The following is a 13664-nucleotide window of genomic DNA, read 5'->3' as shown; positions in this document are numbered from 1 at the left end:
TTTCTAATCTATCCACGAGGATTGGCATATATAATACCTTATCATCCTAAACGTACTTTTTCCTATATTCACCAGGCGTAATACCCTCCCACTGCTTAAACCGACGAATGAAGCTTGTTACATTGCTGTAGCCAACTTCTAGAGATAGCTTACTTAGGGGTATTTCTGTTGATATTAATAATTCTTTGGCTTTATCCATCTTAATCCGCGTAATATAGTTTAAAATGGTTTGCTCTGTTTTATCTTTGAAATACATACTCAAGCTTGACTGAGACATGTTAAAATGATCCGCCATAACCTGTAGGGAAAAACAACAGTCTGAATAATTTTCTTTGATATAGATAACCATGTCACGAATAAGTGACAATTCTTCTTTTTCTTTCTGCTGTATGATTTGGGTACACAAATCATGACTGAGATCCTTAGCCACCGCAGCTAATTCATCCACTGTATCGTATTTGGACAAGGTAAAAACATCTGGAACGTCATTAGCATGGTTATCAAACGCATTGACCATCTCTTGGCTTGTTTGAAAGATTTGATTAATAATATCAAAACACAATCCTCTGACAATAAAGATAGGGGTATTGTTATTTTTAATGTAACTCACCATGTGATCCAGTTCTTTTTCAATCTCTTTGATTTTACCTGCCTTCAGAAAATGGGTGATGTTTTTGAGATTCTCCTGTGGATAGGATGCCAATGCAATTTGCTGTTCCATAATATCACGGAATAAGATGACACAACCATTTCCTTTAATCAGACGATAGTCTACGGCCGTTGATGCTTCAATATAGGCTTTGGGTATGAGTTTTTTATCCTCATAACAATGGCCAATACCAACAGCTGTTGAGATGTTATAGCGCTCCTTTATGGCTTTTTGAACATCTTTGAAGGGTTCTGTTAACGCAGCATCCCCCAGCTCTTTAAAGGATAAAATCATGATTATTTTTCTACAGTCAAAATGTTCACAAGCATATAGGTTAACAGTTGGTGAAAATGCCTTTTTCAGCATTTGTATAATCCCTTGACGGGTTAATATACCATCTGTATTGTTATTCACGTATAAAATAGCTACGGTACAATAATCATGAATCAACACGCCGTATTTTTCTGCCTTTTTTTGTACTTGATCATGCAACGGCATGCTGCCTCTTAATATTTGCATGGTCATGTATTGTCGGCTTGCCTCACTGGAATGTTCAACCTCATCTGTCAATAATGCATTCTGATCCGATAAAAAATCAATGGCCTCCTTCACCACATCCAGTTCACCCTTAGACCCTTTGACGTGATGGATAATACTAGCTGAATAATTCTTTAATTTTTTAATGGGGTTATAGTTAATGCGCATGGATATAAAAATTGCCAGAAAACCCATGCCAATGACCAATAAAATGCCATATAGAAAACCTCGTCTTACATGTTTTGTTTTCAAAGCAATACTTTCTTGTGGCGATAAGGTGATGTAAGTCCACCCTGTTTCATCCGATTGAACAAAAGCAGCAATGTATTTTTTCTGTTCAAGTTCGATCACTGTTTTGTTTAAACGATTGGTGGATGTGATAAGCCTCTTAAACTTATCCGTATAGAGGAATGATGCGTGTTGAGAAGACACAATGATTTTATCTGTGTCATCCATAACCACCGTTATCTTTGCATGATTATCAATCACATGATGCATACGTGAATCAAAAAATTCTTTTGGCATGATAAACATGAGCATGGCATAAGGAGCAGCTGTACTTTCCCTTAAGGGATAAATCATGGTGGCATACTGATGATCTGTGTTATTGGATAATTTTACCCATTCAACAGAACGGAACATGGGTTGTTGAATCGTATTGATGGTGTGATAAAAATCATCATAATCCCAGTCTTTATAATGAAAGAAATCTTTCATCATCAATTCAAGACGACAAGATCCTGTTGATGTATAGATATAGTCATCACCACAATAGTATAAAAATATATCTGTTAAATAAGGATTGGTCACTTGGTAAGCTCTTAATTCATCAATCCTTTGGACTGCCTGCATAGGGTCTTCCTTAAAGTAAAAAGACGATTTATTGGTATCCATGTAAATCTCATTCCTTATTTTTTGTAACTGAATAAGGTGGGATTCAATACCATTTTTAACTTGATGCAACGTGTTCACATCGTTGGTAATGACTTCATTTTCTAAGGTCTCAAAAATACGCACATCCACATATAAAGCAAGAAACAGTATGGGGATAATAAGGATTGCAATATAAGATAGTAAATATTTATAATAATAACTTATATGTCTATCTTTACGTTTCATAGCGTACCCTCCATTTTTATATTGATTGACCATGTTGACCACTAAAATTGGTTAGGGCTATAAAAAAATAATATCCAAATAATAAACCATGACAAAAAGGATGGCATTAATTGGATAAGGAGCTGTCTCATTAAAACAATAAGACAGCCCTTGTTATTGTCATTGGTGTTTGACACTATTTCATGGATTGACCGGTGTCATAGGTTCTTTGATAAATTTCTTGCAATTCATCAACCCCCATGGCTTTCAACTGTTTCACATAGGCATCCCATTCTTCCTCAATACCACCGGACAACATCCATCTGGACGTGGTTTCTCTTATGTATTCGTCCACATCTGCTCGAATAATAGCAGCCCGCTTAGCATCCTCAGGACTTTCATAGTATGGTGGGAACATGATGCTGTCTTTCACTTTTTCATAGATTGGTTCATAGCTGCGTTTTTCAGCTACACCTGAACTTGGTATCACATTCTTTAAGAATTCTGCTGTGACCATATGAAAACTGTTTGCACCAGCCGTTTCCTGATGTCGAAATTCATCATGACTCATACCTTCAGGATCAGGTATGGGTTTCAACTTTCCATCTTCTGTTCTTTCAAAAGTTTTACCAATTGGGCCTTCTGATAACTGGAAGCTTATTTCTGGGTCAACCATATAATCTGCCCATCGTATGGCCACTTCAGGGTGTTGACACGTACTTGTAATTAAAAAAGATCCTTTGCCAGATAAAGCACCACTAGGCTTCCATACATAACCTTGGTCACCACCCGGTCCTTTTAATGGGGGCATAAATACATAATCTGATTCTTTATAATTGCCGCCGAATACCCCATTAAGTCCCCATAAATTCACCACACCAACCTTGGAATTTTTCATTTTGGACTTATACACGGGGTACGTTTGAGAGAATGACTCCACATCCACAAGTCCTTCAGCAAACAAAGTGTGCATATACTTAACAGCTTCCTTATATTCCGGCTGAATGGCTGTGTAGATGACCTTATCATCCTTGACAACGATATGCATATCATTATCCGTTAAACCAAATGACCCAAACATACCTGCAATACCCTGTATAGCGGAAGCACCTTTCATGTACCTAAAACTTAAAGGCACTTCATCACTGTTGCCACGACCCTTAAATGCCTTTAACACCTCATAAAATTCGTCGGTTGTTTCAGGAATTTCTAACCCTAATTCATCCAGCCATCTTTTATTAATGAACTGAGCACCAATGGCATAAGGGAAATTGGCGTGTATGGTTGGTAGAGAATAGATATGACCATCTGCCGCTGTAATATAAGCTTTAAATTCAGGATATTCTTCAAACACTTTCTGAATGTTAGGTGCATACTTGTCAATGAGATCCTCTAAGGGTATAAAAACACCATCTGCTGCCAACTTCACGATTTCATTATCGTTCAGCACGTAATTGCCATAGAAAACATCTGGCCATTTCCCGCCTGAAAGAATGAGATTTTTCTTCTCATTCCAAGAAGAAACAGGGGTTGTTTGCCATTCTACATGAACATTGGTTGCTTCTTGTATCTGTTTGAACATCTCCAGTTCTTCGAAAGGCTTTTTAATGCTTTCTCTTTTTCGTGCTGCTACTTTTAACGTAACAGGTTCTTGAACGATTGGAAGACCTGTCTCGTTAAAATTAGCTTCTTCTGCTTTGTTGTTATCTGTTGCGTCGCCACTTGTTTTCACATCTGACGATGAGGCATTGTCTTTTTGACCACAACCGCTGAACATGGCTGTCATCGATAATACAAAAACTACCATTAACGTTATCCATTTTTTCTTCATACTAATCTCCTTCTCTCTTTAATATAGCTATCTAATAATGCAATTAGGAATTGTCAAAAAGCAGTTATCCTTTGACAGATCCTATCATTACCCCTTGTACAAAATACTTTTGTAATAGTGGATATAAGATTAAAACCGGTAAACTTGACACAATAATAAGACCATATTTTAACAGTTCGCCAATATCTTGTTGTTGGGCCCCATCTGCACTTTCCAACATATCCTGTGCCTGACTCTCTATCAGTAAAGATCGTAAGACCAATTGTAAAGAATATAGTTTTTCATCATTCAGATAAATCAAGGCAGTAAAATATTCATTCCAGTGAGCAATGCCATAGTAAAGGATTAAAACGGCTATAATCGCTTTGGATAAAGGCATGACAATTTTCCATAGAAAATTAATATGGGAACAACCATCAATGGTTGCTGCTTCAAAAAGTGAATCGGGTATGGAACTTTTCAAAAACGTCCTTGCAATAATGACATTGAATACATTGACTGCATTGATTAACACCATAATTTTCCAATCATCATAAAGCCCTAGTTTTTGAACAACTAAATATCTTGGTATTAGTCCTCCATTAAAATACATGGTGATGAGTAAAAAGATCATAATGAACCTTCCGCCTCTGAATGTTTTTCTCGATAAGGGATACGCCAGTGTTAAGGTTAATAGGACATTAATGGAAGTACCGAGAAAGGTATACAATATGGTGTTTCTATAACCCATCCATATCATTGCATGGTCAAATATTCTTCGATAACCTTCAAGGTTAAACCCGATAGGTCGGTACCAAACCTGCCCTGTATTGACAGCCTGCGAAGATGAAACGGATGCTATCACAATGAAATACAGAGGATACAGAACAAGAATGAGTGCTATCACAAGGATAGTAATTTTGATCATATCAAAAATTTTGTCTTCTCTTGATTGTTTTATTTTACGCATTTCTTTCACCTGCCTTATTTACCACAAACTGTTTTCTGTGAATTTTTTGGATAATTGATTGGCTGTTACCAGTAAAATGACATTGATTAATGTATTAAAAAGACTAATGGCAGTTGAATACTCAAATTGCATCCCTATTAAACCAATTTTATACATATAGGTTTGTATGACTTCTGAGGCTCCTGCATTCAACGGGTTTTGCAACAAATATGCCTTTTGGAAACCTACATTCATAATACGGCCTAAGTTCATAATCAATAAAACAATGATGGTTGGCATAATACTTGGTAAATCGATATTTCTAATGGTTTGGAATTTGGATGCACCGTCAACCTTGGCTGCTTCATATAATTCTGGATTCACACCGGATAATGCAGCTAAGTATATAATGGAACCCCATCCGGCACTTTGCCATACACCTGACCATACAAATATACTTTTAAAAAAATTGGGTTCTCCCAAAAAATAAACAGGTTCCCTGCCAAACAACTCCAGCACATGGTTGACTAACCCCGATGTAGGTGATAAGAAGACGTTAATCATACCTACCAACACAACAATGGAAATAAAGTGAGGGATATACGTCACTGTCTGCACCAGCTTCTTAAAGTGTTTCTGCTTCACTTGATTAATGAGCAAAGCTAACATAATAGGTATAGGAAAGCCGGCAATTAACTGGTATAAACTCACACCTAATGTGTTTTTAATGAGCCGCCAAAATTGATGGGATGAAAAAAACCGTTCAAAATGTTTCAGTCCTGCCCATGGGCTTCCTGTAATGCCTAATGTTGGCGAAAAATCTTTGAAGGCAATCTGTATACCATACATGGGGGCATAATGAAATACTAAAAAATAGATAATGGATGGTATAACCAACAAGTATAATTGATAATCTCGTCTTAAAACAATTTTAAATGACTTCCATGTTTTCCCTTTTTTTCCCTGGGATAACGCGTGGGTTTCTGATGTCATGGCTATGTTCCTTTCTTTAAATCAACAAGCATTGATGGGATTTTATATGTTTATAACTTGATCATACGCTTTTTCATACTGCTAAACAGTGCTTACCACAGTGCATAATGATGGTAGATACCCAGATCACTTTCAACATGTTTCTCCAAGAGTTTCCCTCGAAATGTTTTACATATCTCTGTGACATCCACATCTGGGTCGTTGACCAAATTATTAAGCTCTTGAATATCTGTGGTATGGTCATAAAGTTCTTCTTCTTTGGTTTCCAGATAGTACGTGTACCGATAAGTATCATCATAAAGGGATATATTCCGATACTCTGTCGTCACACCAAAACAGGTAACCATGGGTGTGTTATCTTCATTGGCTTGATCAAATATGTCCACACCTTGGATATAGCTGTCTGTATCCATACCCAGCATACTCAGCAACGTGGGCATAACATCCGCATTACTCATAGGGGTGTGTTTTATAGACGGTAGGTTCATATCCTTTGTGCCTTTTACGATAAATGGCAAATGGAGTAAATTATGAAAGGCGATATCGTTTTTCATTAACATATCAAAATCACCTAAATAATCACCATGGTCTGAGGTAAAGACAATAATGGTATCCTCGTACAGCCCCTTTTCTTTCAAGTGGTTGATAATCTTTCCAATGGCCTGATCAATAAGATAAATGGATGCCATGGTATGCCTGTAAGCCATAGCACAGTTTTCCTTAGATGTTTGACTTGCCTCCATTGTTTTTCTCACTTTAGAAGGTTTTTCACCCTTCATATGCTCCCTTGAAGCAAAGGCTGGCAGGGGCATGGTCATAAAATCCTGGCTGATATCTTCTGGCGGTGTAAATGGATGATGAGGGTCAGGAAATCCTACAAACATAAATAAGGGTTTATCATCAGCTTTATCTTGATCCATAAAGGCACATACTTCATCTGCCAACCACATGGTGTTATGTAATGCTGATGGGAGCTTCGATAGGTAGATATCTTTACGTATATGTGGTAAAACTGTTTTCGCTGTATCTGAAGTGATGTACGCTGCCATTTCAGGATGTTGTTGATGGAGCCATCTTCCGTAATGGCCACAACTATACTGACATGTTTGCTCCCCATGGCCTAATATTAACTTCTTCGTTTGAAACCCATAATAAGAGTTTTCATCGTCAACAATATCCTCTTGATGCCACCCGCTGTAGGATTCATAAAAACCATACCCTTTAGGTGCTAGATGGGGTTGAACATGTATCTTGCCAAAGAGAGCTGTCTGATAACCCCAGTCACCCAATTTATCCGCCATGGTTGGAATTTTATCTTGTACCTTTTCCCCAAAAAGCTTCATACTCCGTTTATCACTGATAGGATCATCTTCTCTCGTTCTTCGCCACAAGGGTATGCCATTAGAACAAACGCCATGACCTGGTACGTATAAACCGGTGAGTAAACTTGCCCTTGAGGGCATACACGTTGTATTGGCAGCAATATGCCTTGTGAATCGACAACCATCTTCTGCTAGAGAATCAATATGTTCTGTTCTAGCATGTTGGTTTCCATTACAGCCTAAGCTGTCATATCGTTGTTGATCTGTATGTAAGATGATAACGTTTTTTTTCATCTTAATTCCCCTTTACTGAACAATCTTTATAGCGCTATTAAGGTTGCATTATACATTTAATTTTCCTATGAGACGTGATTCATTTTTGTCTTGCACATGAGCGACTGACTCTATCATAGCCAACACCGTTCCATAAAGTAAATATACATTTTTTCTATAACCTTTCATTTTTTCAACAGTTAAATCTCATTCTTATTTAATGGTACAAAAAAATTTTTGGCATGCCTATATACACTTTTTCAGGAAAGATACCATTTTTTCAAATGGCTCCAATCCCACCTCCACCGTACATATTTACATATAAAAGCACAAAAAAAAGCACCAGTGAAAGGTCCTTTCACTAATGCTTTTCTAAGGTTATCGTTTTAAGTTATTCTCTGTGTCCTCTAAATGTATAAGCATGTGCCTCATGGCACCTTCTGAATCGTTATTGTTGATACTTTCATAGATCTTTCGATGATAATGTTGTTTGGCTTCTAAGGATATGGCCTTCTCATCGGCTTCGTGGATTTGCTTCAGTAACAGCGAACTATAAGAACTGACAATGGTGTATAAAAGCCTATTACCGCTGGCCTTGGCTAATGTTTCATGAAACGTATAGTCGCTTTCTTGATGTTTCTTCGTATTGCTTTTTTCAGCTTCCATTACTTCCACACATGCTAGAAGAATGGCTTTATCTTCATCTGATGCATGCTTGGCTGCTAGAGAAGCCGCTCTTGGTTCAATAAGTCTTCTCACATCCAATAACTCATGATATGAAATAGCGTTTCTTGCAATCATTTCTGATAGTGAATGAATGGCAACCTCCGTACTACGATTGTTTACTTTAATGCCTACACCATGTATACGTTCTACATAGCCACGAACTTCCAAAATCCGAATAGCATCCCTGACAGTGGCTCGACTCACTTCAAACTGTTTGCTAATATCGCCTTCACTTGGCAATAAATCCATGTTCTTATAGTCACCACTTCTTATCCAGTCTTCAATCTTATCCACAACTTGCTGTACTAAATCAACTTTTTTATACATGCTATTCACCTCGGATTAATCATACCGAAATAATCCCAGGATGTCAACTACTTATCAGTTATCATATAAGATCATTACCACAAAGCATAATGGTTAAATATGCCAAGATCCGATTCAATATGTTTATTGAATAAGGTGTTCTTAAAATCATCACAGATTTTTCTAATAGAATCAGATGGATTGGTTGCTAAATTCTTAAGTTCTTGCGGGTCGGCTATATGGTTATAGAGCTCTTCTTCTTTCGTCTCGATATAGTATGTATAACGATACGTGTCATCATAAATGGAAATATTCCGATAGCCTTCTCGAGCTGTGTAGCAAGTGGCCATGGGCATGTTACCTTCTGCAGCTTCATCAAAGATATCTATACCTTGTATGTAACTGTCTTTTTCTATGCCACTCATGGCCAAAAGTGTAGGTAACACGTCCGCATTACTCATGGATGTTTCTACAACTGATGGTAAGGGTTTATGCTCTTTAGCGGGCTTAATGATAAATGGCAAATGGAGCAGATTATGAAAAGCTGTATCGTATTTGCATATCATATCCAGGTCGCCAAGGAAATCACCATGGTCCGATGTGTACACAATAATTGTATCATCATACATATGAAGCTCTTTTAACTTACGGGTGATTTGTCCCACTGCTTTATCAATCAGGTGTATGGACGCTGCTGTATAGCGATAAGCTAAATGTATATCTTCCTTCTCCGCGTTAAAATGTTGTATGGTTTCCATTACTGCCTGGGGTTTGTCCCCTTCCATATCTTCAAGCTTAGCAAAGTCTGGCAGTGGAAGGTCAAGAAAGTCTTTGGCAATATCTTCTGGCGGTGAAAATGGATGGTGAGGGTCTGGAAAACCTACAAACATGAAGGTCGGTTTTTCACTGTCTTGATGCTTATCCAAATAATCACAAGCTTCATCTGCTAACCACATGGTATGATGTACTTTTGAAGGTATTTTGGATAAATAGATATCGCTTCTAATGGAACCTTCTTTTGTATTGGCATCTTCTCCTGGATTCACAAGAGCTGCATATTCTGGATGGTTTTCTTGCAGCCATCTGCCATAGTGTCCTCGATTATACCCACAAGGTGCTTCACCATGACCCAGAATTAACTTTCTTGTCTTAAAACCATAAAAAGGATCATCTCTATGGATGATATCCTCATCCTCCCATACACTGCATGACTCATAGAAGTTATAGGATTTATCCGCCAAGTGGGGCTGTAAATGAATCTTACCGAATAATGCGGTGTCATAACCATGGTCACCGAAAATATCTGCCATGGTGGGTATCCGATCCCGGACATCCACGCCAAAAAGTCTTCTGCTGATTGCATTATTTGGATCCTCACATCCATTATCTCTTCGCCATAAAGGTATGCCATTAGAAGATACGCCATGTCCTGGTACATATAAGCCCGTCATTAAGCTTGCTCTTGATGGCATACAAGCTGTATTGGCTGAAATATGTCTGGTAAAGCGACAGCCCTCTTCAGCCAAGGCATCAATGTTGTCTGTTCTCCCATAAAGATTTCCATTACATCCTAGACTATCATAACGCTGTTGGTCTGTGTGTAACACAATGATATTCTTTTTCATCATAACCTCCTTACCACTTAAACCAGACGCTTAGAACGTTGACGCATTCTAAGAGTCTGGCTATTTAATGTGTGGATTTATATTTTATTTTTATGCATTAATCAAGAATTTTTTTATCACCACGTGCTTTGATATTGTTAATGGTGGTATCGAGATCTTGTTCTTCAACTAAGAATTTCTCAACTTCTTCATTAATGACTTTTTCATAAGTAGGTGCATTGGCTCCTGTGACTTTTTCTGTAAGAAATGCTGTCTCTGGATTAGCGAATATATCCAATAGAACTTCTGTGGTCATGCCTTCTGCCCCAAGCTTATCACCCATACCTGTATACAAGAGATTTTGTTCAACGGTTTGGTTGGCTTCAGGTGCTGCCATGGCATATTGGGCAGAAAGCCGTGATAAGTCCATGCCTACTTCCAGTGCCAATTCAGGATTAGCCGAAGTCTGGGCTATGGCAAAACCATTAACAATCCCCCATGTTTTGGGTGTAGTGCCTTCATCAACAGGCATAGGTGCAATACCAATTTCAAAATCTCTTGGATAGTTTTCCTTGTCAGCTGCCCAGCTCAAAATCCAGCCGCCCTGCACAGCCATACCATATTGTCCATTCATAAAAGCTGTTGGTTTTGTTTTGGAAATTACCACATCCGCATGGGTAGGTATACTCTTGTCTACATGCATCATATCAAATGTTTTTTGCAAGGCATGTGCAAAGGCTGGATCTTCAATATTGGATAACCCTTCTTCGTTGTAAAAATGTTGTCCGCCACCAAGTGTCATAATGGCTTCACCATACCAGAACATGGGCCATGTTAAGTAAAGGGCACCATATTTTTTCTCTGCACCTTCCCCACTGGTTAACTGCTTGGCTAATGCGCGATAGTCATCCCAAGTCATAGGCACTTTTGGATCTGGGTAAGGTATGCCTGCTTCATCAAATATTTTTTTGTTATAGTACAACGCCCATTTTGTAATGTTGTGAGGTATGGTATAATACTCCCCATTATTCATTGCATTGGCCGCATAAGGTCCAAATTCTTTTTCAAAATCAAGACCCAGTGATTCAATCATCTTCGTTAGAGGTTGAATGGTTCCAGCATCTGCCCATTGCTGCTGTAGAATAGGTTGTGCTACTGCCACCAAGTCCCGTTGTTCACCACCTGCAACAGTAATGGGCATGGTTGTAAGAAAATCAGCTTCTTTTCCATGAATCTCAAAATCCACATGGCTGTATTTTTCCATTTCTTGTACTTCTTCGATTGCTCGAGCAAGTTTCACATCTTCTGGCATCTTATCTAATGAAATAATCAGTTTTTCACGTTCTTTTTCTGCTGTTTTTTTATTAGCGTTTGCATCGTTATTTGATGCCGTCCCCTGATCTTTTGTACCATCATTTGTTTTCTTACTATCATCTTGTCCACATGCTGTCAATATCCCCAATACCATTGTCAGTACCAATATAATACTGCATATTTTTTTCATGTTAATGTTCTCCTTTTCTTGTTCTTTTTTTATGTGATGTGATCTATATTATCTAAGAACGCGTTCTAGAAAATCATGTATATTCTCTCTATTCATTGTCTTATGCCATAGGATGTTTGTCAATTACCACCATTATTTATCCTTTAACACCGGATAAGGCAATACCTTCTATAAACTGCTTTTGTGCGATGAGGTAAACGATAATAATCGGTATTAGCGCCAAAGTAGAACCTGCCATCTGTACTGAAAAGTTATTGGAATACTCTGCTTTGAAACTGGCTATACCCACAGCCAACACTTGCTTTGTGGTATCACTGATATAGATTAAAGGACCAAAATATGCATTCCAACCCCATGTAAAAGATAGAATACCCAACGCACTTAAGGAGGGTTTGGCTAAGGGCAACACCACTTTAAAAAATGTCCAATAATCGTTACTGCCGTCTATTTTTGCAGCCTCAATGAGTTCATTTGGAATGGATGTAAAAAACTGCCTCATTAAAAAGATAGAAAACCCATTGTAGATCCAAGGCAAGGTGATGGTCCAATGTTTATTAATCATGTCCCATGATTTAAACATCATAAATTGGGGAATGACCCTCACTTGAACCGGTATCATTAATGTAGCGATAAATAAGAAAAATATAAAATCTTTTCCTTTAAACTTCAATTTAGCAAAGGCATAACCAGACATGGAACTAAACAACAATGTAACCAGCACAACAATAATGGTTGTTTTAAAGGTATTGAAATACCATGTAAAATAAGGAAAGTCCGTTACGGCTGTTTTAAAGTTATTCAAGTTCACATAATCAGGTATCCACTGCATGGGAATCTTAAAGACATCACTTTCATATTTAAAGGCTGATGACACCATCCATAAAATAGGTAGTATCATGGCAATACCAATAACACCCAATACCATACTTAATGACCATCTCATGATTTTTGCTTTCACTGTATTCATGTTAACACCTTCCTATACATATTTTACCCATTTTTTTTGACCCATCCACTGAATGGCTGTCACAACAACAACGAGAGCAAAAAATACCCATGATACGGCGGATGCATAACCCATTTGATAACGTTTAAATGCTGTTTCATAAATATGATAAACAAGGGTCACGGTAGCTGTTCCAGGTCCACCTTCGGTCATCACATTAACCTCTGCAAAAACCTGGAAGGATGCAATCACCGTTGTAACCGCTAAGAAAAACGTTGTTGGGGATACAAGGGGTAACGTTATATGCATAAATTGGCTAAACTTACTGGCACCATCGATAGATGCAGCCTCATAATAACTTTTGGGTATGCCTTGAAGCCCAGCTAAAAAGATGACCACACAATAACCTAAATTCTTCCAGATCCAGAACAGTGCTACTGTAGGCAGTGCCCATTTAACACTTGCTGTCCACGACGGTGGGTCTGCGACACCTATTGCCCTCAGAAAAGAATTAATGGGTCCAAACTCTGGATGAAATAACGCTGAAAAAACAACTGCTGCTGCAGTAATGGTCGCTACATAAGGCATAAAATACATGGTTCTAAGAGCACCTCTGCCCCATATATTCCGATTCAATAAGGTTGCTAAGAGCATGGATACAATTAATAAGAGGGGCACAGCCATGATAACAAATTTAATGTTATTCATTATCCCTGCACGGAAATATTCATTTTCAAAAACCGCTTTATAGTTATCAAAACCAATAAATGTGGAACCTTCTAAGCCCTTAAACATGTTCCAATTCATGAGACTTAAAAACAATGAATGAAACAATGGGTATGCCATAAATAGAATAAACCCTATCAATGACGGTAAAATAAAGGTATAACCAACGATATTCTGTTTGATGTGTTTTTTCCTTCTAGTACGCATATGGATTTCCCTTC

Annotated in this window: 10 protein-coding genes; all 10 read right to left on the bottom strand. The window is 37.9% G+C overall.

Features of this window, described 5'->3' with window-relative positions:
- Window positions 1–46: 46 nt before the first annotated feature.
- The 10 genes from HZI73_RS07880 to HZI73_RS07835 all read right to left on the bottom strand — a co-directional run bounded on the left by HZI73_RS07880 (window position 47) and on the right by HZI73_RS07835 (window position 13650).
- Window positions 47–2305 carry a helix-turn-helix domain-containing protein gene (locus HZI73_RS07880; RefSeq protein ID WP_212697701.1) on the bottom strand — a complete coding sequence of 753 codons (2259 nt, stop codon included), beginning with the start codon at window positions 2303–2305 and terminating at the stop codon, window positions 47–49.
- 175 nt (window positions 2306–2480) lie between these two features.
- A complete protein-coding gene (locus HZI73_RS07875) occupies window positions 2481–4115 on the bottom strand; it encodes an extracellular solute-binding protein (RefSeq protein ID WP_212697700.1) in 1635 nt (544 codons plus the stop codon).
- A 64-nt stretch (window positions 4116–4179) separates the two neighbouring features.
- On the bottom strand, window positions 4180–5064 hold the full coding sequence (locus HZI73_RS07870) for a carbohydrate ABC transporter permease (RefSeq protein ID WP_212697699.1): 885 nt from the start codon (window positions 5062–5064) through the stop codon (window positions 4180–4182).
- An 18-nt stretch (window positions 5065–5082) separates the two neighbouring features.
- Window positions 5083–6036 (bottom strand): ABC transporter permease, encoded by a 954-nt coding sequence (locus tag HZI73_RS07865; protein ID WP_212697698.1) that lies wholly within the window; start codon window positions 6034–6036, stop codon window positions 5083–5085.
- 92 nt (window positions 6037–6128) lie between these two features.
- Complete coding sequence (locus tag HZI73_RS07860) at window positions 6129–7652, bottom strand: sulfatase family protein (protein ID WP_212697697.1); 1524 nt, start codon at window positions 7650–7652, stop codon at window positions 6129–6131.
- A 357-nt stretch (window positions 7653–8009) separates the two neighbouring features.
- Complete coding sequence (locus HZI73_RS07855) at window positions 8010–8684, bottom strand: FadR/GntR family transcriptional regulator (protein ID WP_212697696.1); 675 nt, start codon at window positions 8682–8684, stop codon at window positions 8010–8012.
- A gap of 74 nt (window positions 8685–8758) precedes the next feature.
- Complete coding sequence (locus tag HZI73_RS07850) at window positions 8759–10291, bottom strand: sulfatase family protein (protein ID WP_212697695.1); 1533 nt, start codon at window positions 10289–10291, stop codon at window positions 8759–8761.
- A 94-nt stretch (window positions 10292–10385) separates the two neighbouring features.
- Entirely contained in the window at window positions 10386–11771 is a 1386-nt protein-coding gene (locus HZI73_RS07845; RefSeq protein WP_212697694.1) for an ABC transporter substrate-binding protein, read from the bottom strand.
- 136 nt (window positions 11772–11907) lie between these two features.
- Complete coding sequence (locus HZI73_RS07840) at window positions 11908–12738, bottom strand: carbohydrate ABC transporter permease (protein WP_212697693.1); 831 nt, start codon at window positions 12736–12738, stop codon at window positions 11908–11910.
- A gap of 12 nt (window positions 12739–12750) precedes the next feature.
- Window positions 12751–13650 carry a carbohydrate ABC transporter permease gene (locus HZI73_RS07835; protein WP_212697692.1) on the bottom strand — a complete coding sequence of 300 codons (900 nt, stop codon included), beginning with the start codon at window positions 13648–13650 and terminating at the stop codon, window positions 12751–12753.
- Window positions 13651–13664: the final 14 nt, after the last annotated feature.

The organism is Vallitalea pronyensis, from assembly GCF_018141445.1.
Taxonomy (GTDB): Bacteria; Bacillota; Clostridia; order Lachnospirales; family Vallitaleaceae; genus Vallitalea; species Vallitalea pronyensis.
This window is presented reverse-complemented; position numbering and strand designations above follow the sequence as displayed.

Excerpts from the sequence above, each read along its gene's own strand:
- HZI73_RS07880 (WP_212697701.1), bottom strand. The coding sequence starts at position 2,305 with ATGAAACGTAAAGATAGACATATAAGTTATTATTATAAATATTTACTA.
- HZI73_RS07875 (WP_212697700.1), bottom strand. The coding sequence starts at position 4,115 with ATGAAGAAAAAATGGATAACGTTAATGGTAGTTTTTGTATTATCGATG.
- HZI73_RS07870 (WP_212697699.1), bottom strand. The coding sequence starts at position 5,064 with ATGCGTAAAATAAAACAATCAAGAGAAGACAAAATTTTTGATATGATC.
- HZI73_RS07865 (WP_212697698.1), bottom strand. The coding sequence starts at position 6,036 with ATGACATCAGAAACCCACGCGTTATCCCAGGGAAAAAAAGGGAAAACA.
- HZI73_RS07860 (WP_212697697.1), bottom strand. The coding sequence starts at position 7,652 with ATGAAAAAAAACGTTATCATCTTACATACAGATCAACAACGATATGAC.
- HZI73_RS07855 (WP_212697696.1), bottom strand. The coding sequence starts at position 8,684 with ATGTATAAAAAAGTTGATTTAGTACAGCAAGTTGTGGATAAGATTGAA.
- HZI73_RS07850 (WP_212697695.1), bottom strand. The coding sequence starts at position 10,291 with ATGATGAAAAAGAATATCATTGTGTTACACACAGACCAACAGCGTTAT.
- HZI73_RS07845 (WP_212697694.1), bottom strand. The coding sequence starts at position 11,771 with ATGAAAAAAATATGCAGTATTATATTGGTACTGACAATGGTATTGGGG.
- HZI73_RS07840 (WP_212697693.1), bottom strand. The coding sequence starts at position 12,738 with ATGAATACAGTGAAAGCAAAAATCATGAGATGGTCATTAAGTATGGTA.
- HZI73_RS07835 (WP_212697692.1), bottom strand. The coding sequence starts at position 13,650 with ATGCGTACTAGAAGGAAAAAACACATCAAACAGAATATCGTTGGTTAT.